General features: G+C 70.2%; 20 protein-coding genes and 1 tRNA gene. 15 read left to right on the top strand and 6 right to left on the bottom strand.

Annotation, left to right across the window (positions count from 1 at the left end):
- Nucleotides 1-113: 113 nt before the first annotated feature.
- Both QZ607_RS18030 and QZ607_RS18025 read right to left on the bottom strand, forming a co-directional pair.
- Nucleotides 114-512, bottom strand: a complete 399-nt coding sequence (locus QZ607_RS18030; RefSeq protein WP_295885518.1) for a hypothetical protein — start codon at nt 510-512, stop codon at nt 114-116.
- A 755-nt stretch (nt 513-1,267) separates the two neighbouring features.
- Nucleotides 1,268-1,344 (bottom strand) — tRNA-Arg (locus tag QZ607_RS18025).
- Nucleotides 1,345-1,629: 285 nt separating this feature from the next.
- Here QZ607_RS18025 and QZ607_RS18020 point away from each other — a divergent pair.
- Complete coding sequence (locus QZ607_RS18020) at nt 1,630-2,943, top strand: replication-associated recombination protein A (RefSeq protein WP_295885516.1); 1,314 nt, start codon at nt 1,630-1,632, stop codon at nt 2,941-2,943.
- Here QZ607_RS18020 and QZ607_RS25925 read toward each other — a convergent pair.
- The 4 genes from QZ607_RS25925 to QZ607_RS18005 all read right to left on the bottom strand — a co-directional run bounded on the left by QZ607_RS25925 (nt 2,894) and on the right by QZ607_RS18005 (nt 7,243).
- Nucleotides 2,894-3,208 (bottom strand): DUF29 domain-containing protein, encoded by a 315-nt coding sequence (locus QZ607_RS25925; protein WP_367268222.1) that lies wholly within the window; start codon nt 3,206-3,208, stop codon nt 2,894-2,896. The genes QZ607_RS18020 and QZ607_RS25925 overlap by 50 nt on opposite strands.
- A gap of 153 nt (nt 3,209-3,361) precedes the next feature.
- On the bottom strand, nt 3,362-5,893 hold the full coding sequence (locus tag QZ607_RS18015) for a tetratricopeptide repeat protein (RefSeq protein WP_295885514.1): 2,532 nt from the start codon (nt 5,891-5,893) through the stop codon (nt 3,362-3,364).
- Nucleotides 5,890-6,825, bottom strand: a complete 936-nt coding sequence (locus QZ607_RS18010) for a carboxypeptidase regulatory-like domain-containing protein (protein ID WP_295885511.1) — start codon at nt 6,823-6,825, stop codon at nt 5,890-5,892. Before QZ607_RS18010 ends, QZ607_RS18015 begins: the two co-directional genes overlap by 4 nt.
- Nucleotides 6,826-6,901: 76 nt before the next feature.
- Complete coding sequence (locus QZ607_RS18005) at nt 6,902-7,243, bottom strand: CU044_2847 family protein (protein WP_295885509.1); 342 nt, start codon at nt 7,241-7,243, stop codon at nt 6,902-6,904.
- 205 nt (nt 7,244-7,448) lie between these two features.
- On the opposite strand from QZ607_RS18005, the gene leuC reads away from it, so the two are divergent.
- From leuC to purF, 14 genes are all read left to right on the top strand, one after another.
- Complete coding sequence (gene leuC, locus QZ607_RS18000) at nt 7,449-8,855, top strand: 3-isopropylmalate dehydratase large subunit (RefSeq protein WP_295885507.1); 1,407 nt, start codon at nt 7,449-7,451, stop codon at nt 8,853-8,855.
- 9 nt (nt 8,856-8,864) lie between these two features.
- Nucleotides 8,865-9,506 carry a 3-isopropylmalate dehydratase small subunit gene (gene leuD, locus QZ607_RS17995; protein ID WP_295885570.1) on the top strand — a complete coding sequence of 214 codons (642 nt, stop codon included), beginning with the start codon at nt 8,865-8,867 and terminating at the stop codon, nt 9,504-9,506.
- Between the two features lie 464 nt (nt 9,507-9,970).
- Entirely contained in the window at nt 9,971-11,059 is a 1,089-nt protein-coding gene (gene leuB / locus QZ607_RS17990) for a 3-isopropylmalate dehydrogenase (RefSeq protein ID WP_295885505.1), read from the top strand.
- Nucleotides 11,060-11,199: 140 nt separating this feature from the next.
- Nucleotides 11,200-12,315 (top strand): aspartate-semialdehyde dehydrogenase, encoded by a 1,116-nt coding sequence (gene asd, locus QZ607_RS17985; protein ID WP_295885503.1) that lies wholly within the window; start codon nt 11,200-11,202, stop codon nt 12,313-12,315.
- A gap of 150 nt (nt 12,316-12,465) precedes the next feature.
- Nucleotides 12,466-15,576: a FimV/HubP family polar landmark protein gene (locus tag QZ607_RS17980; RefSeq protein WP_295885502.1), complete on the top strand. Its 3,111-nt coding sequence runs from the start codon at nt 12,466-12,468 to the stop codon at nt 15,574-15,576.
- Nucleotides 15,577-15,793: 217 nt separating this feature from the next.
- Nucleotides 15,794-16,621 (top strand): tRNA pseudouridine(38-40) synthase TruA, encoded by an 828-nt coding sequence (gene truA, locus QZ607_RS17975; RefSeq protein ID WP_295885501.1) that lies wholly within the window; start codon nt 15,794-15,796, stop codon nt 16,619-16,621.
- Between the two features lie 31 nt (nt 16,622-16,652).
- The gene (locus QZ607_RS17970) at nt 16,653-17,282 is read left to right on the top strand and encodes a phosphoribosylanthranilate isomerase (RefSeq protein ID WP_295885500.1); all 630 of its coding nucleotides are present in this window, start codon (nt 16,653-16,655) and stop codon (nt 17,280-17,282) included.
- Complete coding sequence (gene trpB, locus QZ607_RS17965) at nt 17,263-18,513, top strand: tryptophan synthase subunit beta (protein WP_295885498.1); 1,251 nt, start codon at nt 17,263-17,265, stop codon at nt 18,511-18,513. The genes QZ607_RS17970 and trpB overlap by 20 nt, the downstream gene beginning before the upstream one ends.
- 8 nt (nt 18,514-18,521) lie before the next feature.
- Complete coding sequence (gene trpA, locus QZ607_RS17960) at nt 18,522-19,352, top strand: tryptophan synthase subunit alpha (protein WP_295885495.1); 831 nt, start codon at nt 18,522-18,524, stop codon at nt 19,350-19,352.
- Nucleotides 19,349-20,248, top strand: a complete 900-nt coding sequence (gene accD / locus QZ607_RS17955; protein WP_295885494.1) for an acetyl-CoA carboxylase, carboxyltransferase subunit beta — start codon at nt 19,349-19,351, stop codon at nt 20,246-20,248. The genes trpA and accD overlap by 4 nt, the downstream gene beginning before the upstream one ends.
- Before the next feature lie 149 nt (nt 20,249-20,397).
- A complete protein-coding gene (folC, locus tag QZ607_RS17950; RefSeq protein WP_295885491.1) occupies nt 20,398-21,675 on the top strand; it encodes a bifunctional tetrahydrofolate synthase/dihydrofolate synthase in 1,278 nt (425 codons plus the stop codon).
- Between the two features lie 73 nt (nt 21,676-21,748).
- Complete coding sequence (locus QZ607_RS17945; RefSeq protein ID WP_295885489.1) at nt 21,749-22,375, top strand: SPOR domain-containing protein; 627 nt, start codon at nt 21,749-21,751, stop codon at nt 22,373-22,375.
- A 280-nt stretch (nt 22,376-22,655) separates the two neighbouring features.
- Nucleotides 22,656-23,147 (top strand): CvpA family protein, encoded by a 492-nt coding sequence (locus tag QZ607_RS17940; RefSeq protein ID WP_295885484.1) that lies wholly within the window; start codon nt 22,656-22,658, stop codon nt 23,145-23,147.
- A gap of 217 nt (nt 23,148-23,364) precedes the next feature.
- Nucleotides 23,365-24,693 (top strand): amidophosphoribosyltransferase (gene purF, locus QZ607_RS17935; protein WP_295885481.1); only part of this gene is annotated, 1,329 nt, incomplete at its 3' end.

The following is a 24,693-nucleotide window of genomic DNA, read 5'->3' as shown; positions in this document are numbered from 1 at the left end:
GGAGTGCTATGGGTGACCTGGGAGTCTGCGCGCAGATTCCCGTATCCGGGAAGAACCCAAACCCGCCGGACGCTGCGAAGACCTCGATTCGCCGGTCCAGCCCAGCCATACGGTCAGATCCTCTGCAAAACCAAGAAGTGAACCGTTTGGCCGCGCGTGGTGACTAGCGCATGCATGACGTAAGTATTCGTGAAAGCTCTGCGTGCGGATCTTGCTTGATCGTAGTCAGCATGGTTCGCGTCTAATTCAGGCTCAGGTAGTTGGCATACATTACTGTCGATCCACTCGCGAACTCTTAAGTAGTCGGGCCAGAGGTCTTCCGCCGTCTTTCCGACAAACAAGGGTGAGATGGTTATCCTTATAAGAATCGGGGCAGTATCGTCACGCGGTTCAAACTGATAATTCACTGCGACATCGAGGCCCGCGATTTTTCGAGCTTCACGATACTGGTGGGGCACGATGGGATGGGGTTCGCAAAGCGTGCAGATGTCTAATAATTCGTCGGGAGACATAAGCCAGTACCGAAGAGTCCAGTAGGCTCTCTTCGCGTCTCCGAATCCTTTTTGATGTCTTCTGCGGCTAGTTTCGAGCCGTTTCCCTTGTGTCTAGGAAATCGAAGAAACCGCCGTAGGCTGGGCCTGCGAGTAGCAGAATCGTCAATCCCACCAGTCGAATCATCAGGCTTTCCTCAAGTTTGGGATGATATCGTTGCGACGCTTTGCTCGACGCGCTCTGCGGGTTGCCCTCGACCCTAGGCAGGGCCTCCAGGAGGCTCTGGGCGCCGAGGCAGTGACAGGGCGCTACCGGGTAACGTGTCGTCGAAGCCCAAGCCGCTCCCTGAGTAATTTCGCGCCCAGTACACGCGCGCGCACGCGCGTGGACACCCCTCAAGGTTAGCGTCCCAGGTTAGCGCCCCAGGGCGCGAACCGGAGATTGAGCCGGCGAAGAATCAGCACGAGGCCATGGGACGGTGCCGCCGCGCCCGCCACCGGCCCGCCGCGCCGACCCAGCACGACTCGTGACCGATAGATTCTGATCGATGGACCGGAAATTGCTGAGACGCCTTTCCGTCTATGGGTTGCAATACGTGTATCCGGAATCGGCCGCCGCGCCTGCTGGCGAGCTGTGGCTGACGACCGGACAGGGTCTGCGCCGTTCGCCGCCCCCGCAGCGGCGACCCAAGTCCGAGAAATCGCCCCGCGTGGTGACTCTATGGTGACTCAACGAAAAAGGGCGTAGGTGGAAGCCCCCTAAGCCCTTGATTTTATGGCGCGCCCGGAAGGATTCGAACCTCCGACCACCTGGTTCGTAGCCAGGTGCTCTATCCAGCTGAGCTACGGGCGCGTGAAGCCGCACAGTATGCGTTCTCGGCTTGGCGTCGTCAAGCCCAGATGCGCTGTTGCCCATCTTGGCATCGAGGCCATTCCCCAGCATCGAGACCAGTCCGGCCGGCGGTTGGCGCATACTTGTCCGGTCTCTCCGACGGTGGCACCAGCCGGAGCCAAGCTTGCACTTGCACCAGAGCCGACGCCGCGCAAAGCTGGTGCTGCCATGACCAGTAACGTTTCTCAAGCCCCGCCGCCAGCTTCGCAGCCGGCCCCGCCACTGGCCCCCCCACTGGCCGAGCGCATGCGCCCGCGCAGCCTCGCCGAGGTCATCGGCCAGCGCCACCTGCTGGGCGAAGGCCGGCCCCTGCAACGGGCGCTCAGCAGCGAGCGGCCCCACTCGATGATCCTTTGGGGCCCGCCCGGCAGCGGCAAGACCACGTTGGCGCGGCTGCTGGCGGGGGCGTCCGGCTGGCAGTTTCTGAAGCTCTCGGCGGTGTTGGCGGGTGTGAAGGACATCCGCGCGTCCGTGGCGGAGGCCAAGGCCGCCCGGGAGCAGGCGGGGCAGGGCAGCATCCTGTTCATCGACGAGGTGCACCGCTTCAACAAGTCCCAGCAGGACGCACTGCTGCCGCACGTGGAGGACGGCACGGTCGTCTTCATCGGCGCCACTACGGAGAACCCGTCCTTTGAGCTGAACAACGCGCTGCTGTCCCGCGCTCGGGTTTATGTCCTGAAGGTGCTGGAGCCCGAGGATCTGGAGGGCCTCATCGACCGGGCCCTCGCGGACGCCGAGCGCGGCTTGGGCGCGCTGGACCTGGGCATCGAGCCCAAGGCGCGGGCGCTCATCGCCGCCGCGGCGGACGGCGACGCCCGCCGGGCGCTGAACCTGCTGGAGCTGGCGGCGGACTTCGGGCTGGAGTCGGGGCCTGATGGCACAGCGGCCGGGGGCGGGGGGCAGATCGGCGTCGAGGCCGCCCGGCTCGTCATCGAAGGCGGTGTGCGCCGCTTCGACAAGGGCGGGGATGCCTTCTATGACCAGATCTCGGCCCTGCACAAGTCCGTGCGCGGCTCGGCGCCGGATGCGGCGCTGTACTGGCTCGCGCGCATGATCGACGGCGGCTGCGACCCGCTGTACCTGGCCCGGCGCATCGTGCGCATGGCGAGCGAGGACATCGGCAACGCGGACCCGCGCGGGCTGACGCTTGCCATGAACGCCTGGGACGCCCAGCAGCGCCTGGGCAGCCCCGAGGGCGAGCTGGCCCTGGCGCAGGCGGTGGTGTATCTGGCCTGCGCGCCGAAGAGCAACGCGGTGTACCTGGCCTGGAACGCGGCGCTGGAGGACGCCCGCAGCCACGGCTCGCTGGCGGTGCCGGCACACCTGCGCAACGCGCCCACCAAGCTTATGCAGCAGCTCGGCCACGGCGCCGCCTACCGCTACGCCCACGACGAGCCGGATGCCTACGCCGCCGGCGAGCGCTACTTCCCGGACGGCATGGACCAGCGGCGCTATTACCAGCCCGTGGCCCGGGGGCTTGAGATCAAGATCCGCGAGAAGCTGGCGCGGCTCAGGGCGCTGGACCGGGCCGCCGGCAAAGGGAGCGGCGGCGAGGCTTAGCGCGGCCTTGGTCCCGCCGCTGGTGACACCGCTCTGGCGGTGTCACCCATCCGCCGGTGCTGTGCGTCGATGTTGGCAGCAGCGAGAGCCTTGGAGCGCCGATTGCGCCTTGGCGAGACGCCAGTGCCCGTTGCTCCGATCGCCCCATCTCTTCCAGCTCCTCGGCCAGGTGCTCGCGGTCGATGCGGCCCAGATCCCCGGCGCGCACCGCCGCGGCCTGCTCCTGGGTCCAGGAGACAAAGTCCTGCTCATACGAGCTGCTCATTGGCTCGGCCTGCGATTGTCGACGTTGGGACGATGATAGCCGAAGGGACTGCGGTGTCAGTCCTGAGGGCTTCACTGCTTGCGCCGCGCAAGCGTCTCGACGTGATCAGGCGTTGGGGGCGCCGCCGGCCGTCGGCCGAGCCGGCGTGCGGCCTCAGCGCAGCAGCCCCAGCAGCGCATCGCGGCCCTGCGCCGCCGCCTCGAACAGCGGCAGCAGGCTGTCGCGGTGCGGCGCGAAGGCCGGGTCCGTGGACAGGTAGTGCAGGGCGCCCTGGAAGCTCCAGCCGATGGCAAAGTCGTCCGGCTGGACTGCCAGCAGCCCGGCCAGCGCGTCGCGCCGGTCGGCGAGCCTGGCGGGGGCCTCGGCGCCGGCATCTGCATCGCTGTCCGCCGCGAGCCGGGTCAGCGCGGCGATCTCCAGCAGCCGCAGCGCCGCCTCCACGTGCAGCGGCAGCGGCGGCGTCGCCGCCGGCGCATAGGCGGCCGGGGCGTTCGCGTCGATCAGTGCGGCCAGCGCCTCGCGAGCCTCGGCCGTGCGGCCGGTGGTGAGCAGGGTCTCGGCGAGGTTGGCGCGGGCGGCCAGGTCGTCCGGGTTGTGCTTGAGCCAGGTCCGGTTCACCCGCTGGGCGGCGTCGAAGTCGAAGACGGCCTCGTGGTAGAGGGTCTGGGCGTCGTGGTAGAAGTTTGCGTTGTGCGGATCGGCCCGCAGCAGATCCTCCAGCACCGCGGCCATGCCGGCGGCGTCCGCCAGCTCCGCAAGGGCGCGGAGCAAATTCATCTGCGTTTCAGTCCAGTACCTGCCGGTCTCTTCCATGGAGAACACGGTCAGCGCGGCGCGATAGGCGTCGACGGCCTCGGCGAGGAGCCGGGCTCCGTCCTCGCCGCCGGTGCGGATGCCCTGATTCGCCAACGCGCTGGCGAGGTTGTTCTGGGTCATGGCCCAGTCCTGCGGCAGGCTGTCGCGGGTGCGGACGGTGAGCGCGGCGCGATAGGCGTCGACGGCCTCGGCCAGGAGCCGGGCGCCGTCCTCGCCGCCGGTGCGGCTGCCCTGATTCGCCAACGCGTTGGCGAGGTTGTTCTGGGCCGTGGCCCACTGCTGCGGCAGGGTGTCGCGGGTGTAGACGGTGAGCGCGGCGCGATAGGCGTCGACGGCCTCGGCGAGGAGCCGGGCGCCGTCCTCGCCGCCGGTGCGGCTGCCCTGCTCCTGCAACGCGTTGGCGAGGTTGTTCTGGGTCGTGGCCCACTGCTGCTGCAGGCTATCGCGGGTGTAGACGGTGAGCGCGGCCCGATAGGCGTCGACGGCCTCGGCGAGGAGCCGGGCGCCGTCCTTGCCGCCGGTGCGGCTGCCCTGCTCCTGCAACGCGTTGGCGAGGTTGTTCTGGGTCATGGCCCAGTCCTGCGGCAGGCTGTCGCGGGTGTAGACGGTGAGCGCGGCGCGATAGGCGTCGACGGCCTCGGCCAGGAGCCGGGCGCCGTCCTTGCCGCCGGTGCGGATGCCCTGCTCCTGCAATGCGAGGCCGAGGTTGTTCTGGGTCCCGGCCCACTGCTGCTGCAGGCTGTCGCGAGTGAAGACAGTGAGCGCGGCGCGATAGGCGTCGACGGCCTCGGCGAGGTGCCGCTGTGCCGCCGCGCCGCCGACGCGGATGCCGAGCGCCTGGCGGGTGTCGGCGACCTCCACCTGCGCCCGCGCCCAGGCCTCGGGCTCGGCGTCACGCCCGATGCGCGCCAGGGCGTCCTGATAGAGTTTCAGCGCCGCCGCGAAGTCGTAGGCCAGCGTCGCGGCCTCGGCCTCGGCGCGCAGGTCGCGGATGACGAGCCGGCGCTGGGCGTCGAGCCTGGCCTCGAGGTCCGCCAGGCGCTGCTCGGCGTCGGTCAGCGCCTGCTGGTTGGCGAGCCGGGACTGGCGGAACAGCCGGCGGGCGTCGTCGAAGCGCTTTTCGGACAGGGCCACCAGGCCGCGCTCGTGCAGGTCCGCGTCCGGGTCGTCGCGCTTGCGGTCCTGCCAGTCCGCCACCGCGCGCTCGATGTCGGTGAGCGAGAAGCCGAGCCTTCGCCCCAGGTCCTCCAGGTAGCGGGTGAAGTCGATCTCGTCCGGGCTGCCGTCCGGGCGGAGCTGGTCCTGGGCCTCGCGGGCGATACGCTCGAAGGCCTGGCGGATGCTGTAGTCGTCCAGCAGACGGTGGTCGCCCTCCGGCAGCAGCTGGATGCGGACCACCCTGGGCGGGGCGCCGTCCGCCGGCGGGCGCGGCAGCCGCAGCTCGCCGCGGTGGGGGCGGTAGATGACGTGGCCGTCGTGGGCGACCTCGAGGGTCACCGTGGCGCCGGCGGCGAAGGGGAGGCCGAGCTTGAAGGTGCCGGACGCGGTGGTGACGGCACTGGCGGCGCCGGCGACGGTGACGCTGGCGTTGGCCACGGGGGCCGGCGCATCGCTGGCGCGCTCGCCGAGGACGACGACCTTGCCGAGCAGGTCCAGCGCGGCGGCGGGGGCGGCGGCCAGCAGGAGCGCGGTTGCCGCCAGCGCGGCGGCTCGCCGGGGGCGTAGGCGGGAATCCGGCGTTCCGGGACGCAGGCGCCGGGTAGCCTCATGGCCAGCGGCTTGGGATGAGCTGGGCTTCCGGCAGTGCGCCGTTCCGCCGGCGACCCCGGCCTTGGGGACCTCTGGGGCGGATGCGGTCGGGGTGGTCATCTGCGGCTCCGTTCCATGATGATGCCGATGCCGGTGGTACCCGCGGCCACGTAGTCCCGCCAGCCGCGGTGGCCGGGGGAGCTTGCCACCAGCTCCACCATGGTGCCAGGGTCGGTGGGCACCTGGAAGCGGAAGCGCCCGAGGTGGTCCGTGGTGGCGGTGAGGTCGTACTCGGTGAGGGTCACCGCCACACCGGCGATGGGCTCACCGTCGGCGTCGCGGATGCTGCCGGCGAGGGGCTCGGTTGTCTCGGAAAGCAGCCGCCAGCCGATGCCTGCGGCGGCCAGCGTCACCAGGGCGACGACCAGCTTGCGGCGGCGGGGCGGGCGCGCCGTCGGCAGCTCCGCCAGCAGCTCCGGCGCCGCGGCCAGGGGCACGATGAGCCCCTCGTTGCGGTCCTGGTGACGGGCCGCGCAGATGCCGGCGAGGCGGGGCTTGGCAAGCCATGGCCACAGCCGCGCGAGCGCGCCGGCCCAGCCCGTGCCGCCGGCACCGAGCAGCGCCGGCCCGCCGCTGAAGCCCTTGCCCGGATAGCCCTGGACGATGCCGAGCTGGAAGCCGCCGTCGCGCGCGATGAGCCGATGGCGGGCCGTGCGCAGGCCGCTGTCCGGGTCCGGGAAGCCGCACAGGGTCAGCTCGGCGCCGTCCGGCAGCGGGCGCGGGTCCAGGCGCAGCGGGCGGACGGGCTGCGGGGCGCCGATGCGCAGCCAGGCCAGGTCCAGCGTCGGGTGGCAGCGGGTCTCCACGACCCGTTCCACGGCGTCGGCGGGCAGGCCACGGAGGTAGACCTGCTCCGGCGCGAGGTCGCGGACCAGATGCGCGGCGGTGAGCAGCCGGTCCGGCGTGACGAAGCAGGCGCTGCCCTGGGCGCTGCCGCCGCGGCTCGGATGGCCGTGGTAGAGGCGGCAGACAGCGGTTTGCCAGGCGCGCATGGGTGGTGATGTCGGCGCGGCGGTGGCGGTCCCGGTGGGGCCGTCGCGGAGCGGTCAGCGGCCCGGGCGGCGGGCGTCAGTCCTCGCGCTTCCATTTGGCGGTGACCTTGACCGAGCCGGTGGCGGAGCCGGTGACGATGACCGGGATGGGCTGGGTCTCGCCCTTGAAGCCGATGCTGACCTCCATGGCCCATTCGTGGGGCGACTGCTCGGCGAGGCTCGCGTGCACGTTGCGTGCCATGGCGCCGATGCTGTTGCGCAGCATGGCCATGGCGTCGTCGAGCTTCTCGCCCATGCCGGTGGGCTCGGCGCCGGCGGGCAGGTTGGCCTGGTAGCCGGGAGTGGCGATGTCGGCCTGCTCGACCTCCACGAGGATCTGGCTGCCGTCGTCGAGGGTGAGGGGTTTGATGCGGATCATGCTGGCGCTCCGTTCAGTAAGGTTGCCTCTCTTCGGACGCTGCGGAGCATAGTCGAAGGGGTGCGTAGTGCGTAGTGCGTAATGCGTCGTGCGTAGTGCGTCGTGCGGGGCACGGACCGCGGCTGCCCAGGCACCGCGCACTTTCCTTCACCCCCGTCTCCGCGATAGGCTACCCGGCTTCGCATCCGCCGCCGAGATCGCCCCGATGCCAACCCCCCGCACCCTCTACGACAAGATCTGGGACGAGCATGTCGTCCGCACCGACGAGCACGGCACATCGCTGTTGTACATCGACCGGCAGCTGGTGCACGAGGTGACCTCGCCGCAGGCGTTCGAGGGCCTGCGGCTCGCCGGGCGCAGGCCGCGGCGGCCGGAGACACACCTGGCGGTGCCGGATCACAACGTGCCGACCACGGACCGGCATCTTGGCATCACGGACCCGATCTCGCGCATCCAGGTGGAAGCGCTTGAGGCCAATTGCCGGGAATTCGGCATCCAGCTCTTCGACATGGCGGACAAGCGCCAGGGCATCGTGCACGTCATCGGCCCGGAGGAGGGCTTCACGCTGCCGGGCATCACCATGGTCTGCGGCGACAGCCACACCTCCACCCACGGCGCCTTCGGGGCGCTGGCCTTCGGCGTCGGCACCTCCGAGGTCGAGCATGTGCTGGCGACCCAGTGCCTGTTGCAGAAGAAATCCAAGTCCATGCTGGTGAGCGTGGACGGCGCGCTGGGCCGCGGCGTCACGGCCAAGGACATCGTGCTCGCCATCATCGGCGAGATCGGCACCGCCGGCGGCACCGGCCATGTCATCGAGTATGGTGGGGAGGCCATCCGCGCGCTCAGCATGGAAGGGCGCATGACCGTCTGCAACATGTCCATCGAGGCCGGCGCGCGGGCCGGGCTCATCGGCATCGACGAGACCACCATCGACTACGTCCGCGGCCGGCCCATGGCACCGCAGGGCGAGCTGTTCGAGCAAGCGGCGCAGCACTGGCGCAGCCTCAACTCCGACCCCGGCGCCGAGTACGACCGCGTCGTGCACATCGACGCCGCCAGCATCCGTCCGCAGGTCACCTGGGGCACCTCGCCGGAGATGGTGCTGCCGGTGGACGGCAGCGTGCCGGACCCGGCGGATATCGCCGACCCGGTGAAGGCGGGCAGCTATCGGCATGCGCTGGCCTACATGGGTCTCACGCCCGGGACACCGCTCGCCGAGATCGCGCTGGATAAGGTCTTCATCGGCTCCTGCACCAACGGGCGCATCGAGGACCTGCGCGCCGCCGCCGAGGTGGCCAAGGGGGGGAAGGTCGCCGACTCCATCAAGCTCGCCATGGTCGTGCCCGGCTCGGGGCTCGTGAAGGAACAGGCGGAGGCCGAGGGCCTGGACCGGATCTTCACCGAGGCCGGCTTCGAGTGGCGCGAGCCCGGCTGCTCCATGTGCCTGGCCATGAACGCGGATCGCCTGGAGCCCGGCGAGCGCTGCGCCTCCACCAGCAATCGGAACTTCGAGGGCCGCCAGGGGCAGGGCGGTCGCACCCATCTGGTGAGCCCGGCCATGGCCGCGGCCGCCGCCATCCACGGCCGCTTCGTCGACGTCCGGGAGGTTTGAGCCATGCCCATGAAGCCCTTCGAGAACTTTCGCGGGACAGTGCTGCCGCTTGACCGCGCCAATGTGGACACGGATGCCATCATCCCGAAGCAGTTCCTGAAGTCCATCGCGCGCACCGGCTTCGGCCCGAACCTGTTCGACGAGTGGCGCTACCTGGACCGAGGCGAGCCGGGCCAGGACTGCTCCGGCCGGCCCGTGAACCCGGACTTCGTGCTCAACGATCCGAAGTACGCGGATGCGACCATCCTGCTCGCCCGGCACAACTTCGGCTGCGGGTCGTCCCGGGAGCACGCGCCCTGGGCGCTGGCCGACTATGGCTTCAGGGTGCTGATCGCCCCGAGCTTTGCCGACATCTTCCACCAGAACGCCGTCAAGAACGGGCTCCTGCCCATCGTGCTGGACGAGGCCATCGTCGACCGGCTGTTCGAGCTCGCCACCGACAGCGACGAGCCTTTGACCATCGATGTGGACCTGCACAACCTGAAGCTCGACGCGGACGGCCACGGCACCATCGAGATCGACATCGACCCCTTCCACCACCACTGCCTGATCCACGGGCTCGACGACATCGGGCTCACGCTGACCCACGCCGACGAGATCGCGGCCTATGAGTCACGCCGGCGGGGCGAGGCGCCCTGGTTGTTCGGCTGACGGCGCGCGATCGCTCCGGGGGCGGAAGCGGGGCATGCGAACGCGTGGGGGAAGACGCGAAGGGAAGGCGCGGCAAAGAGAGGCACGCGAAGACGCGAAGACGCGAAAGAAAGGCGCGAAGGGGTTGGGTCTCGTGACACCGCTTGGAGGCTGGTGGGCAAGGATTGGCCGTGGGGCGGATGAGGCAAGCGCATCCGCCGCCCGGCGGGTCATGACGCACTGATCTCTGGTTGGTCCGCGATGTGCCGAACGGCGTCCAGGGGGCAGACTCCGATGCCACTGACGAATGCTTGCCCAGTCTCCCGGCGGTGTCGCGCGTCCAGCAGCGCTCCGCGCCGCCCGGGTGTCCACCGGCACTGACGGGACGCAGAGCGCGCGGCGCGCCGTGACAGCGCAGAGCCGTTGCGATCCTGACCTGCCCGCCGTCGCCTGAAACACCGCATCTGAAACAAAGAGAAAACCTTGTGAGCAAGAAGATTCTGATTCTGGCCGGTGACGGCATCGGCCCGGAGATCGTCGCCGAGGCGGTGAAGGTGCTGGACTGTCTGCGCAAGGACTTCGGACTGGCCATCGAGACCGAAGACGCCTTGGTGGGCGGGTCGGCCTACGATGCCGAGGGCCATCCCCTGCCGGAGGCCACGCTCACGGCCGCGAAGACCGCGGATGCCGTGCTGCTCGGCGCCGTCGGCGGGCCCAAGTGGGAGCCGCTGGATATCTCGGTGCGCCCGGAGAAGGGGCTGCTGGGCCTGCGGGCCGAGCTCGGGCTCTTCGCGAACCTGCGCCCCGCCATCCTCTACCCGCAGCTGGCGGATGCCTCGACGCTGAAGCCGGAAGTCGTCTCCGGGCTGGACATCCTCATCGTCCGCGAGCTCACGGGTGGCATCTACTTCGGCCGGCCCCGCGGCGTCGAGACGCTGGCGTCCGGCGAGCGCAAGGGCATCAACACGCTCGTCTACACCGAGTCCGAAATCGAGCGCATCTGCCGCGTCGCTTTCGATCTCGCCGGCAAGCGCGGCAAGCGCGTGTGCTCGGTGGACAAGGCCAATGTGCTGGAGTGCACCGAGCTGTGGCGGGAGGTGGCTACCCGGGTGGGCGGCGAGTATCCGGATATCGAGCTGTCGCACATGTATGTCGACAACGCGGCCATGCAGCTGGTGCGGGCGCCGAAGCAGTTCGACGTCATGGTCACCACCAACATGTTCGGCGATATCCTGTCGGACTGCGCGGCCCAGCTGACGGGCTCCATCGGCATGCTGCCCTCGGCGTCCCTGAATGCCGACGGCCAGGGCATGTACGAGCCCATCCACGGCTCCGCGCCGGACATCGCGGGCAAGGGTGTTGCCAACCCGCTCGCCACCATCCTCTCCGTGGCCATGATGCTGCGCTATTCGCTGGACGCGCCGGCCCACGCCGAGCGCATCGAGCAGGCCGTCGCCGCCGTGCTGGACCAGGGCCTGCGCACCGCGGACATCGCCGCCGCAGGTACCCAGACCGTCGGCACCGCGCAGATGGGGGATGCGGTCGTCACGGCGTTGCGGGCGAGTACCGAGTGACGAGGCGCCGGAGACGACAGGGTGACGACGGCCACCCTGAGCGTGACGAGCCCTCAGCCCTTCCCCTTGCTCTGCCTCACCCACCAACCCCGCGAGTCCCGTTAAGCTTGATGCCTGACTGACTTCAGGGGGCTTCAAGCATGAACAGAATCGGTTTTGTGGGCTGGCGCGGCATGGTGGGCTCTGTGCTCATGGAGCGCATGCGCGCGGAGGGAGACTTCGCGCAGATCGCCGAGCCCGTCTTCTTTTCCACATCCCAACAGGGTGAGCCCGGACCGGACGTGGGCTACGGCGCACAGCCGCTGCGCGACGCCCGGGACCTGGACGCGCTCGCCGAGATGGATGCCATCGTCACCTGCCAGGGCGGCGACTATACGGCCGAGGTCTTCGGCCCGCTGCGCGCGACGGGCTGGCGGGGCTACTGGATCGACGCCGCCTCGACCCTGCGCATGCAGCCTGACAGCACCATCGTGCTGGACCCGGTGAACCTGGATGTCATCGAGCAGGCGCTCGCCGCCGGCAAGCGCGACTTCATCGGCGGCAACTGCACCGTGAGCCTCATGCTTATGGCGGTGGGCGATCTGCTGCGGCGCGATCTCGTCGACTGGGTCAGCGCCATGACCTACCAGGCCGCCTCCGGCGCCGGTGCCCGCAACATGCGCGAGCTGCTGCTGCAGATGGGTGCGCTGCGCGATGCCGTCGCGGACGAGCTGGCCGACCCGCACAGCGCCATCCTCGACATCGACCGCAAGGTCATCGACGCCATGCGCGGTGACGCCTTCCCGGACCAGCTCTTCACGGTCCCCTTGGCAGGGAGCCTGATCCCCTGGATCGACAAGGCGCTCGACAACGGCCAGAGCCGCGAGGAATGGAAGGGCAGCGTCGAGAGCAACAAGATCTTGGGGCGCGAGGGCAATCCCATCCCCATCGACGGCACCTGCGTGCGCATCGGTTCCATGCGCTGTCACAGCCAGGGGCTCACCATCAAGCTGAAGCAGGATATGCCCGTGGATGAGATCGCGGACATGCTGGCCACCGCCAACGAGTGGGTGCGGGTGGTGCCCAACGAGCGCGAGCGCAGCATCGCCGAGCTCTCGCCCACCGCCGTCACCGGCAGGCTCGATATCGCCGTGGGCCGGTTGCGCAAGATGAACCTCGGGCCCGAGTACCTGTCGGCATTCACCGTCGGCGACCAACTCCTGTGGGGGGCTGCCGAGCCGTTGCGGCGCATGCTTGCACTGTTGCTGAAACGGTAAAATTCCCTATCTGATCTTGGTCGTTTCCCCGCCTTTCCGCTATAGTCCGGGGTTGTGCCGCACCCGCGCCGCGTCTCTGCCGCGGCGCGGCTGAGGGCGCCGCCCGCGGCCCGGGCGCCCACCGCCGGGCCGCTCCGGAGAGGACGGAGGATGTTGCCGAACCCCCCCCTGGTCATCGCCTCGGCCCTGCTGCTCGCGTGCCTCGCGGGCACCGCTGCAGCGCTGGGTCTCGGCGCAATGCAGACCCAATCCGCGCTGAACCAGCCCTTCTATGCCGAGATCGAGCTCACCGACGTCAATCCGGATGAGCTCGATGCAGTCAAGGCACGGCTCGCAAGCCGCGAAGAGTTCACCAAGGCCGGCGCCGAGCGCCCGCATTTCCTGACCCGCCTGCGCTTCACCCCCGCCATCGGCACCGACGGCCGACCGTACATCCAGGTCTCCAGTCGCGAGCCCGTGCGCGAGCCCTACATCGACTTCCTCATGGAGGTGATCTGGCCCCAGGGGCGCCTGGTGAAGGAGTACACCGTGCTGCTGGACCCGCCGGCACGGGGCACCTCGGCACCGCCGCGCCTGGTGCCGCCGCGGGCAGCTGCACGGCGGCGGCCGCCGCCCGAGCCGGAGTCCGCGCCACCGCCCCTGCGCAGCGCCGCTCGCGAGCCCCAGCAGGCCCAGCGCCAGGCCCAGCAGCAGGCGCCGCCGCCGCGTCCGGCCCCCGCTCCAGTGCCGCCCCAGACCCGCGGCACCCGCTTTCCGCTGTACTACGGGCCGGTGCAGCCGGGTGCCAACCTGACCGGCATCGCGCGGGAGATGACGCCGCCCGGCGCCACCGTCGAGCAGACGGCGATGGCGATCTTCCGCAACAACCAGGACGCCTTCATGCGCAGCAATATCAACATGCTGCGCGTCGGTGTGGATCTGGTGGTGCCGACCGCGGAGGAGCTCTTCGCGCTGGATGCCGCGGCGGCCCGCCGCCAGTTCGAGGACGCGCTGGCAGGGCGCAGCGTCAACACGAGTCCCATCACCGACATCCCGAACGACGCGCGCCTGCGCATCGCCGCCGGCGGCGAGCCCCAACCGGCTGCGCCGGCCGCACCGGTTTCGCCCGCGGCAGCGCCGCCGCCGATGGCCGCCGACCCGGCCCTGCGCCAGGATCTGCTCACCGTGCAGGCGACGACGGAAAGCAACCGGCAGGAAACCACAGAGCTGCGCAGCCGCATCAGCGAGCTTGAGCAGCAGCTTGCCGACATCCAGCGGCTGCTGGAGCTGCGCAACGAGCAGCTGGCACAACTGCGGCAGACCGCAGGCGCCGACACCCCGACCTCATCCGCGGCGCTGCCGGTGCCGCCGCCGCCGGACTCCCCCGGCGTTGCCGGCGCCGGTCTGCCACCTGATGCGGGGGATCGACCACCGCCTGAGCCCATCGTCGAGCCCGGCATCGGGGTCGTGGAGTCCGACGGCAGCGTTCGCGAGGAACCTGCGCCCGCCGCAACGGCAGCCGTCGATTCGGCTGTGTCCGCCGCAGAGTCAGGGGCGGATTCCGCAGCGGCTTCCGGGGACGACCCGACGTCAGTGACGGCCGCCCCCGGCGCTGAGGAAGCAAGCGCAGAACCGGCGTCAACGGCGCCTGATATGACGCCCGAGGTGGCTGCCGCCACAAGCGGGCAACCGGTCTGGGCCGTCGCACTCGACACCGTCGGTGGCGTTACATCGGCGGCGCCGCCCTGGGCACTGGCCGCCGGTGCGGGTGGTGTGCTGTTGGGGGGGCTTGGCCTGCTCGCCTACCGCCGCCGCCGCCAGCTCACCGCCGATGCGCTGGTTCAGGACGACAGCACCGAGGCCATGGTCGCCGCTGACACCGAGCCCACCGAAGCGCATGATCAGGAGCCGGGCTTCGAGGTGGCATCCACAACCGCGGGCGAGCTCGACATCGATACACTGCCGGACCTCGACTCCGACGCTCCGCTCCAGTCGCTGCACACCGCGGCCGGCGCGAGCGCGCCCGCCATCGACGTGCAGACAGGGCTGCCGGTCAGTGTCGTCTCCAACCTGCCGCCGAGCCAGCAGGAGACGCAGGAGGCAGACGTCATAGCCGAGGCGGACATCTACATCCTCTACGGCCGTTACCGCGAGGCGGAAGCCCTGCTGCGCGAGGAGCTGGGGCGCTCACCCGACCGCCCGGAGCTCCGGTACAAGCTGGGCGAGGCGCTGCTCGGCAGCGGCAATCGGAGTGCGCTCGCGGCGCTCCTGGAGGACATGCGCACCGCCGGCGACGACGCGCACGATGCGGCCAAATGGGCGAGCCTGCAAAGCGGCCTCGCGGGGCTCGGCGCCGGCGGTGACGAGCCGGATGTGCCGCCGGTCCCCACCGGACCGCGGATCAAGCCGCTGGACGACATGCCCACACGCGTCGGCTCCAAGGAAGCGCTGAGTGACGGCGGCGCCGCCAGCACTGACGTGCTCGGCGACAGCGAGGACACGGGCCTCGGCTTTTCGGTGCGGGAGGTGACGCCGTCCAGCGCCGACCGGCTGCGCGAGCAAATGGCGGACCTGGAGCTGGATCTGCGCGAGCTGGACGACTTCGACGGCAACCTGGAGTCCACACGGGCGCCGGACGACGGCTCGACGCCCCCCGTCTACACGGAGGACGTCTCCGGCGTGGAGCCGACGGAGCCGCCGCTGAGTCTGGATGCGGCCGAGTCCGCGCCGCCATCGCCGCCGGAGCTTGGGACCGAGCCGACGCCGGCCGCTGGCGCGGGGACCGCTGCGGGCGGTGATCGCCTGGATCTGGACCTGAGCGACCTGGAGCAGCTGACGCGTCCGCCTGCGGATTCAGAGCCCGCCGATCTCACCCTGCCGCTGCCGGACGACATGCCGGCGCTGGGCGGGGAAGGGCGGCCTGCCCAGGAGCCGGCGGACGAGCTCTCGGCCCTGCCGGATCCGCTGGAAGCGGCGGAGAGCCAGACGGCGGGTCAGGCGCAGGCGCAGACACAGATCCTGCGCGGTGCGCCGTCGGAGCCCGACGCGGCGACGGCGGCGGGCGCTCCCTTCGAGGACAGCATCTCCAGCGACGTGCTCTCGTCTCAATGGCGCATGGATTCCGGGCTGTGGGACGAGGCGGCCACGAAGATGGATCTGGCGCGCGCCTACATCGAAATGGAAGATCCGGACGCTGCCCGCGCTATCCTGGAAGAAGTGTTGCATGAGGGCAGCGAGCAGCAGCGCGCGGACGCACAGGCACTGCTCTCGCAGATGGCTTGAGCGGCGGCCGCGGGACTGGTAAGACAGGGTTTTGCGGCGCACCGATGCTCGCCGCTGTCCTGATCTGCTCTCACCCGACCGCATTGAGCCAGCCGCCGACCCAGCACATTGACGCCGCGACGTCCCACTGTCGCCGGTATCGGCCGAGTCATGCGCGTCGCCGGCGGGCGGGGCTCGCCGCGCAGGCCGGCTGCCAGGCACGGCGGGCGTGCGTGCCATGACTGTGGCCGATGCCGGCACGCAGGCCCAGGCGCCCACCAGTCGTATCGCCCTGGGCGTCGAATACGACGGCGGCGCCTACAGCGGCTGGCAGCTTCAGCACCACGCGGACACGGTGCAGGCGCGGCTTGAGGCGGCCATTGCCCGGGTCGCCGCCGAGCCGGTGCGCGTGCACTGCGCCGGGCGCACCGATGCGGGGGTGCATGCGCTGGGGCAGGTGGTGCATTTCGATACCACCGCGCGGCGCAGCCGACGCAGCTGGGTGCTCGGCACCAACAGCAATCTGCCGGACGACATCGCGGTGCGCTGGGCAGAGCCCGTCCCGCCGGACTTTCACGCGCGCTTCAGCGCCACCGGCCGCCACTACCGGTATTGGATTCTGTCCCGGCCGACGCGCTCGGCGCTGTGGCGCGGGCGGGCCGTCTGGACCCACAAGCCGCTGGACCCGGCCCGCATGCGCACGGCGGGTGCGCTGCTGGTGGGGCGGCACGACTTCACCAGCTTCCGCGCGCTCGCCTGCCAGGCCAAGAGCCCCGTGCGCACACTGCGCTACCTGCACATCCAGCGTCGCGGCGAGCTCGTCACACTTGCGCTCGGCGCCGACGGCTTTCTGCACCATATGGTGCGCAACATCGCCGGCGTGCTCATGGCCATCGGCAGCAGTGAGGCGCCGGTGGACTGGACCGCGGAACTGCTGGCGGTGCGCGACCGCGCCCTCGGCGGCGTGACGGCGCCGCCGCAGGGGCTCTATCTCGCCGGCGTGGACTATCCCGACCGCTTCGCGCTGCCGGTGGCCGGCGACGCCGACGGCTCGTCTGTGCTGTAATTGCGGGTTTACTCGCCGTCGTCTCCGGCCCATGCGAACACGCGTCAAGATCTGCGGTCTGACCCGCGAGCAGGATATCGATGCCGCCGTGGCCGCCGGCGTGGACGCGCTCGGCTTTGTCTTCCATCCGGCGAGCCCGCGGGCGGTGGGCCTGGATACCGCGGCCCGGCTGGTGGCGCGCGTACCGGCTTTCGTCACCAGCGTCGGGCTGTTCGTGGATGCCGAGCCCGGGCACATCGCTGAGATTCTGCGCCGGGTGCGGCTGGACCTGCTGCAGTTCCACGGCCGGGAGCCGCCCGCCGCCTGTGCGGGATTCGGCCGGCCCTGGATCAAGGCGCTCGCCATGCGCGACGGGCTGGACGTGGAGGCGGCGGCAGCGGATTATCAGGGCGCCGCGGCGCTGCTGCTCGACACCTATGACCCGGTGCTCGCGGGCGGCACGGGCCGGCGCTTCGACTGGGACCGGGTGCCGCCGGCACTGGCGCCGCGGGTCATCCTCGCGGGCGGGCTCGATGCCGGCAATGTCGCCGCGGCCATCGCCCGCGTCCGGCCCTATGCGGTGGACGTGAGCGGCGGGGTGGAGGCCGACAAGGGCATCAAGGATCACCGCAAGATCAACGACTTTATGCAGGGGGTATGCGATGGCGACCGTCGCCGATGACATCCAGCACCGCAGCGCCGCCGAGGGTGCACCGAGCGGTTATCAGTATCCGGATACGAGCGGCCATTTCGGGCGCTACGGCGGGCGCTTCGTGCCGGAGACCCTGATGCACCCGCTCGCCGAGCTGACGGACGCCTACGAGCGCTACCTGAAAGACCCGGCCTTCCTCGCCGAGCTGGACAACGACCTGCGCGACTATGTCGGCCGCCCCTCACCGCTGTACCACGCCGAGCGCTGGAGCCGCGAGCTGGGCGGCGCGCAGATCTTCTTAAAGCGCGAGGATCTCAATCACACCGGCGCGCACAAAGTGAACAACACCGTCGGCCAGGCCCTGCTCGCCAAGCGCATGGGCAAGACCCGGATCATCGCCGAGACCGGCGCCGGGCAGCACGGTGTTGCGTCGGCGACGGTGGCCGCGCGCATGGGGCTTGAGTGCGTGGTCTACATGGGCGAGGTGGACGTGGCCCGCCAGCAGGCCAATGTCTATCGCATGCGCCTGCTGGGCGCCGAGGTAGTCTCGGTCAAGTCCGGCTCGCGCACCCTCAAAGACGCGCTGAACGAGGCCATGCGCGACTGGGTGACGAACGTGGACAACACCTTCTACATCATCGGCACCGTTGCCGGGCCGCACCCCTATCCGGCCATGGTGCGTGACTTCCAGGCGGTGATCGGCCGCGAGGCGCGGGCGCAGATGCTGGAGCGCGCCGGCCGGCTGCCGGACGTGGTGATGGCCTGTGTCGGCGGCGGCTCCAATGCCATCGGACTCTTCTACCCGTTCATCGAGGATGCCGATGTGCGCATGATCGGCGTCGAGGCCGGCGGCGAGGGTATCCTCACCGGCCACCACGCCGCGCCGCTCTGCGCCGGCAAGCCCGGCGTGCTGCACGGCAACCGTACCTACCTGATGGAAGACGAGAACGGGCAGATCGCGGAGACGCACTCCATCTCCGCCGGGCTCGACTACCCCGGGGTCGGCCCGGAGCACGCCTGGCTCAAGGACACCGGGCGTGCCGAGTACGTCGCCGTGAACGACGACGAGGCGCTCGCCGCCTTTCATGGGCTGACCCGCACCGAAGGGATCATTCCGGCGCTGGAAACAAGCCATGCGCTGGCCTACGCCGCCAAGCTCGCGCCCACCATGCGGCGGGACCAGACCATCGTCATCAACCTGTCGGGGCGCGGCGACAAGGACATGGACACCGTCGCCCGGCTGGACGGCATCGAGCTGTGAGCGAAACGATGCAAAGCCGCATTACGGCCATGTTCGGGCGTCTGCGCAGCGAAGGCCGCACGGCGCTGATCCCCTTCGTCACGGCGGGCGACCCGAGCCCCGACGTGACCCTGCCCCTGATGCACCGGATGGTGGCCGCCGGCGCCGATCTCATCGAGCTTGGCGTGCCCTTCTCGGACCCCATCGCCGACGGACCCGTGATCCAGCGTGCCACCGAGCGCGCCCTGCACGCGGGTGTGCGCCTGCGCGACGTGCTGGACATGGTACGCGCCTTCCGTGCCGAGGACAGCACTACGCCGGTGGTGCTGATGGGCTATCTCAACCCCATCGAGATCATGGGCGCGGAGACCTTCGCCGCCGAGGCCGCCGCGGCCGGTGTGGACGGCGCCTTGGTGGTGGACGTGCCGCCGGAGGAGGCCGCGGAGCTCGCCGGGCTGCTGCGCCCCCAGGGGCTGGACCTGGTGTATCTGCTGGCGCCCACGTCGGACGCCGGGCGCATCGCGCGCATCGGCGGTGTCGCCTCGGGCTTCGTCTACTATGTCGCCGTCAAGGGTGTCACCGGCGCCGGCAATCTGGACATCGACGCCGTGGCGGCCAAGCTCGCGGAGATCCGCGCCCGGATCCCGCTGCCGGTGGGGGTCGGCTTCGGCATCAAGGACGGCCCCAGCGCCGCCCGCGTGGCCCGGGTGGCGGATGCCGTCATCGTCGGCAGCGCCATCGTCCAGCGCGTGGAGGATCTGATGGACCAGCCGGCGCGTATCCCGGAGGCGGTGGCGGACTTCCTGGGCGAGCTGCGGGCGGCCATCGATGGTGCGGACACCGGCGGGTCGGGCGCATGAGCCGGGCCAAGGGGGATGCCGTGAGCTGGTTCGAGAAGCTCATCCCGAGCCGCATCCGCACGGAGGCCAACAACAAGCGCGCCGTGCCCGAGGGGCTCTGGGACAAGTGCCCGGGCTGCAATGCCGTGCTCTACCGGGCGGAGCTGGAGCGCAACCTGGACGTCTGCCCCAAGTGCAGCCACCACAACCGCATCGGCGCACGCCGGCGGCTCAACCTGTTCCTGGACGAGCCGCCGGAGGACGCGCCCATCGAAGAGATCGGCGCGGAGCTGGAATCCGTCGATCCGCTCAAGTTCAAGGACCTGAAGAAATACCGCGAGCGCCTCGCCCAGGCGCAGAAGCAGACCAGCGAGCGCGAGGCCCTGGTGGTGCTGCGCGGCCAGCTGAAGGGCATGGGCGTCGTTGCCGCCGCCTTCGAGTTCAGCTTCATGGGCGGCTCCATGGGCTCGGTGGTGGGCGAGCGCTTCGTGCGCGGCGTGGAAGTGGCGCTGCGCGATCACCTGCCGCTGGTGTGCTTCGCGGCGAGCGGCGGCGCGCGCATGCAGGAGTCCCTGTTCTCGCTGCTGCAGATGGCCAAGACCAGCGCGGCCCTGGGGCAGCTGCGGGAGAAGGGCCTGCCGTTCGTCTCCGTGATGACGGACCCGACCATGGGCGGCGTGTCGGCGAGCCTCGCCATGCTCGGCGACATCAACATCGCCGAGCCCGGCGCGCTCATCGGCTTCGCCGGCCCCCGGGTCATCGAGCAGACCGTCCGCGAGACCCTGCCTGACGGCTTCCAGCGCAGCGAGTTCCTGCTGGAGCACGGCGCCCTGGACCAGATCTGCGACCGCCGCGACCTCCGCGAGCGCATCGCCGAGCTGCTGTCGATGCTGATGCGCCGCCCGAAGGACGCATAAGGCCGCCCCGCGAAACGCGTCGCGCCTCGCCTGGCGTTCCGCGCAGCGGCGTTGCGCTCCCGCGACGGCCTCGCGCCGTCCGACGAGTGGATGCGGGTGTGCGCATCAGGCGGCGTCCCCTTCGCACTGCAAGGCTCAAACTTTCCCGCATGCGCTTCAAGACCCTCCCCGAATGGCTCGCCTGGCAGGAGACTCTGCATCCGAGCCGCATCGATCTGCGCCTGGAGCGCGTGGGCCGGGTCTGGGAGGCCCTCGGCCTCGGTCCCTTCCGCTGCCCGGTGATCACCGTCGGCGGCACCAACGGCAAGGGCTCGGTGGTAGCCTACCTGGACGCCATCGGTCGCGCCGCCGGGTACCGCACATGTGCTTACACCTCGCCGCACGTGCTGCGCTACAACGAGCGCATCCGCATCGACGGTGCCGATGCCACGGACGCCGCCCTCTGCGATGCCTTCGACCGCATCGATGCGGTGCGCGGCGAGGCGCAGCTGACCTATTTCGAGTTCGGCACCCTGGCGGCGCTCCTGCTCTTCGCCGAGGCCGAGCCGGATCTGGTGCTGCTGGAGGTGGGGCTCGGCGGGCGCCTGGACGCGGTGAACATCATCGCTGCGGACGTGGCCGTGGTCACCAGCATTGGGCGCGACCACATGGCCTGGCTCGGCGACACGCCGGAGCAGATCGCGGTGGAGAAGGCCGGCATCTTCCGCGCCGGGCGCCCCGCCGTCATCGGCCAGGCCGACGCCCCGCCGCGGCTGCGCGAGCGCGCGCTGGAGATCGGTGCCGAGCCCTTGCAGCTGGGGCGGGAGCTCCGCGCTCGCATCGACGCCGGGCAGTGGCAGTGGCAGGGGCCGGATGGCCGCTGCCGGGATGCGCTGCCGGCACCGGCGCTGCGCGGGCGCATCCAGTACGACAACGCGGCGACGGCCATCTGTGCGCTGGAGTGCCTGCGCGAGCGCCTGCCCGTGGGCAATGCGGCGCTGCGCCAGGGGCTGCAGCGGGCGCGGCTGCCGGGGCGCTTCACGGTATTGCCGGGGCAGCCCACCTGGGTGCTGGACGTGGCGCACAACCGCGAGGCGGCGCTGGTCCTGGCGCAGAATCTGGCGGCGCTCGGCTGTACCGGGCCGCGCCATGCTGTGGTCGGCCTGTCCTCTGACAAGGAGGCGGACGCGGTCACCGCCGCGCTGGCGGATTGGGTGGAGCAGTGGCACGTGGTGCGCGCACCCGGGCCCCGGGGCATGCCCGCAGAGCAGCTCGCCGCCGCCGTCGAGAATGCGGCGCCCGGCGCCCGGGTGCGCCAGCAGCCGGGCCTGGACGCCGCCATTGCCGCCATCGACGCAACCCTCACCGAGACGGGCTGCGTGCTGGTGTTCGGCTCCTTCACCATGGTGGAGGCGGCCCTGCGCAACCCCGCCGTCGCTCCTGTATAATCCCGGCGCATTGCGCGGGCGCTCGCCTGCGCCCAGGCGGATCAACACAATCGGACGAAACTGGGGCTTGCCGATGGATGAAGGTGCGAAAAGACGGCTTGTCGGCGCGGCGGTGGTCGTGGCGCTGATGGTCATCTTCGTGCCCATGTTGGTGGAGCAGCGGGAGTCGGATGGCCTCGGCGAGCCCATCGTCATCCCGGACGAGCCCGAGGTGGAGACTGCGGCTGAGCCTGGCGAAGCAGGCGAGTCGGGTGAGTCCATGCAGCCGCTCACCGCCGATGACCTGACTCCGCCCTTGCCGGTACCCGAGCCGCCGGCGGGCGCGGTGCCGCAGCCGCCGGTCACCGCCGCGGAGCCCGAGCCTGTGCCCGAGCCTGTGTCCGAACAGGCGCAGACGCCGCGGGCGGAGCCGGCGCCGACGGCACCGGCCGCCCCGGCGGGGCCGAAGCCCGTGCCGGCGGGCACCGCCTCCTGGGTGGTGCAGGTGGCGTCACTGGGCTCGCCCGAGGCTGCCAAGGGCCTGCAGGACAGGCTGCGGGCCAAGGGCTACACCGCTTTCGTGGAGCAGGCCACGGTGAACGGCAAGCGCTACTACCGGGTGCGGGTGGGGCCGGAGGTGGAGCGCGCCCGGGCCGACAGCCTGGCGGCGGAGCTGCGGAGCGAGACGGGCAACAAACCGCTGGTGCAGCGCTACCCCTAGCGCCCGCCGCGATGTCCCTGCAAAGCCAAGCTGTGCCGGATGGGGCCCCCAACCAGAGCACCCATCAGCGCAACCGTCAGGATCCATCCCAAACCGGCACCCGGCCTGATTCCGGCGGGATCGACTCCTTAGACTTTCCGAACGCGACCGCGCCCGCGCACTCCGGCATCGCCTCTCGCGCGCCGGGGCGCGACCTGACAATCCCGTCACGCGCCGCCGCCCATCTGAGCGCCGCCCACCTGGGCCGCGCCCATTCGAGACAGAGCATCGCAGCCGCATCATGATCTGGGTCGACTACGCCATCATCGGCATCATCGCGCTGTCGGCCATCATCGGCCTCGCCCGGGGGCTGATCCGCGAGGTGCTGGCCCTGGGGGTCTGGATCGCGGCGCTGCTCGCCGCCTGGTTCTTCTACCGGCCGGTGGCGGAGCAGCTGACACCCTGGCTGGAGACCCCGTCGCTGCGCATGGGCTTGGCCGTGGTGCTCATTGTGCTCGGCGTGCTCATCGCCGGCGCCATCGTCGGCTGGGTGTTGTCCTTGCTGGTGGAGAAGACCGGCCTCACCGGCACCGACCGGCTGCTCGGCATGGTGTTCGGCGCCGGTCGCGGTGCCGTGGTGGTGGCGCTGCTGGTGTTCCTGGCATCCCTGACGCCGGTGGTGGAGGACCCCTGGTGGTCGCAGTCGGAGCTGCTGCCCAGGTTCCAGCTGCTCGCCGATGCCATGCTGGACCTGATCCCGCCTGAGGTCACGCAAAGGATCAAATCCATTTGACGGCGGCGGGGGCTGCAATGGCGGTGGCAGGGGCTTTGGGCGCTGGCTCCGGCCATCGCGAGGGCGCCGTCCTGTTTGGTCTTCGGGCGGTGATGGGCTAGGCTATAGGGCTGCCATCGCCGGTCTCGTCACCCCGGCGCGTGACTCCCGCAGCGCCGGGTGCCGGCGGCTCGACGACCGCCCCGGCAGTGGCCGCAGGGCGTATCCGGAGTAAATCATGTGCGGTATTGTCGGCATCGTCGGTAAACAGCCGGTCAACCAATCCCTGTACGACGCCCTGCTGGTGCTCCAGCACCGCGGTCAGGACGCCGCGGGCATCGTCACCAGCGACGGTGACAAGCTCCACATGCGCAAGGACGCGGGCCTCACCCGGGATGTGTTCGGCAACCGCCACATGCTGCACCTGAAGGGGCGCATGGGGGTCGGCCATGTGCGTTACCCAACCGCCGGGGTGTCCAGCTCCGCCGAGGCGCAGCCCTTCTACGTCAACTCGCCCTACGGCATCGTTCTGGCCCACAACGGCAACCTCACCAATGCGGAGGAGCTGAAGCAGGACGTCTTTGTGCAGGACCTGCGGCACATCAACACCGAGTCCGACAGCGAGATCCTGCTCAACGTCTTTGCCCACGAGCTCCAGGCGCAGGACCGGCTGCGCATCGACGCGCAGGACATCTTCCGCGCCGTGGAGGGGGTGCACCGGCGCTGCCGCGGCGGCTATGCGGCGGTGGCCATGATCCCGGGCTTCGGCCTGTTCGGCTTCCGCGATCCCTACGGTATCCGCCCGGTGGTCTACGGGAAGCGTGAGACCGACCGCGGCACCGAGTACATGATCGCCTCGGAGAGCGTGGCCCTCGACACCAATGGCTTTGAGCTCATCGATGACATCGCCCCCGGCGAATGCGTGCTCATCGATGTGCGCGGCGAGCTGCACCGGCACCAGTGCGCGCAGCAGCCGGTGCTCTCGCCCTGTATTTTCGAGTTCGTCTACTTCGCGCGGCCGGATTCCATCATCGACAACATCTCGGTGCACAAATCCCGCTCGCGTATGGGCAAGAAGCTTGCGGCCAAGATCAAGCGCGTCTGGCCGGAGCACGACATCGACGTGGTCATCCCGGTGCCGGACACGAGCCGCACCGCGGCACTTCAGCTCGCCAACCACCTCGGCATCCCCTATGCCGAGGGCTTTATCAAGAACCGCTATATCGGCCGTACCTTCATCATGCCGGGGCAGCAGGTGCGCAGGAAGTCGGTGCGTCAGAAGCTGAACGCCATTGACCTTGAGTTCCGCAAGAAGAACGTGCTCCTGGTGGACGACTCCATCGTCCGCGGCACCACGTCACAGCAGATCATCCAGATGGCCCGGGATGCCGGCGCCAAACGGGTGTATTTCGCCTCCGCCGCGCCGCCGGTGCGCTATCCGAACGTCTACGGCATCGACATGCCGGCGGCGAGCGAGCTCATCGCCCATGATCGCACCGAGGCGGACGTGGAAGCGGCGCTCGGCTGCGACCGGCTGATCTTTCAGGACCTGGAGGACCTCATCGAG

Origin of the sequence: uncultured Thiohalocapsa sp., assembly GCF_913063425.1 — a bacterium.
Lineage (GTDB): Bacteria > Pseudomonadota > Gammaproteobacteria > Chromatiales > Chromatiaceae > Thiohalocapsa.
The sequence above is the reverse complement of the archived record's forward strand: the minus strand, read 5'-3'. Positions and strand labels throughout refer to the sequence as shown.

Bases quoted from the DNA above. Each gene is read 5' to 3' on its own strand.
- asd (WP_295885503.1), top strand. From the start codon at position 11,200: ATGAACAGAATCGGTTTTGTGGGCTGGCGCGGCATGGTGGGCTCTGTG.
- accD (WP_295885494.1), top strand. From the start codon at position 19,349: ATGAGCCGGGCCAAGGGGGATGCCGTGAGCTGGTTCGAGAAGCTCATC.
- QZ607_RS18015 (WP_295885514.1), bottom strand. From the start codon at position 5,893: ATGACCACCCCGACCGCATCCGCCCCAGAGGTCCCCAAGGCCGGGGTC.
- leuD (WP_295885570.1), top strand. From the start codon at position 8,865: ATGAAGCCCTTCGAGAACTTTCGCGGGACAGTGCTGCCGCTTGACCGC.
- QZ607_RS18020 (WP_295885516.1), top strand. From the start codon at position 1,630: ATGCGCCCGCGCAGCCTCGCCGAGGTCATCGGCCAGCGCCACCTGCTG.
- trpA (WP_295885495.1), top strand. From the start codon at position 18,522: ATGCAAAGCCGCATTACGGCCATGTTCGGGCGTCTGCGCAGCGAAGGC.
- QZ607_RS18030 (WP_295885518.1), bottom strand. From the start codon at position 512: ATGTCTCCCGACGAATTATTAGACATCTGCACGCTTTGCGAACCCCAT.
- leuC (WP_295885507.1), top strand. From the start codon at position 7,449: ATGCCAACCCCCCGCACCCTCTACGACAAGATCTGGGACGAGCATGTC.
- folC (WP_295885491.1), top strand. From the start codon at position 20,398: ATGCGCTTCAAGACCCTCCCCGAATGGCTCGCCTGGCAGGAGACTCTG.
- QZ607_RS18005 (WP_295885509.1), bottom strand. From the start codon at position 7,243: ATGATCCGCATCAAACCCCTCACCCTCGACGACGGCAGCCAGATCCTC.
- QZ607_RS18010 (WP_295885511.1), bottom strand. From the start codon at position 6,825: ATGCGCGCCTGGCAAACCGCTGTCTGCCGCCTCTACCACGGCCATCCG.
- QZ607_RS17970 (WP_295885500.1), top strand. From the start codon at position 16,653: ATGCGAACACGCGTCAAGATCTGCGGTCTGACCCGCGAGCAGGATATC.
- QZ607_RS25925 (WP_367268222.1), bottom strand. From the start codon at position 3,208: ATGAGCAGCTCGTATGAGCAGGACTTTGTCTCCTGGACCCAGGAGCAG.
- truA (WP_295885501.1), top strand. From the start codon at position 15,794: ATGACTGTGGCCGATGCCGGCACGCAGGCCCAGGCGCCCACCAGTCGT.
- QZ607_RS17940 (WP_295885484.1), top strand. From the start codon at position 22,656: ATGATCTGGGTCGACTACGCCATCATCGGCATCATCGCGCTGTCGGCC.
- QZ607_RS17980 (WP_295885502.1), top strand. From the start codon at position 12,466: ATGTTGCCGAACCCCCCCCTGGTCATCGCCTCGGCCCTGCTGCTCGCG.
- trpB (WP_295885498.1), top strand. From the start codon at position 17,263: ATGGCGACCGTCGCCGATGACATCCAGCACCGCAGCGCCGCCGAGGGT.
- QZ607_RS17945 (WP_295885489.1), top strand. From the start codon at position 21,749: ATGGATGAAGGTGCGAAAAGACGGCTTGTCGGCGCGGCGGTGGTCGTG.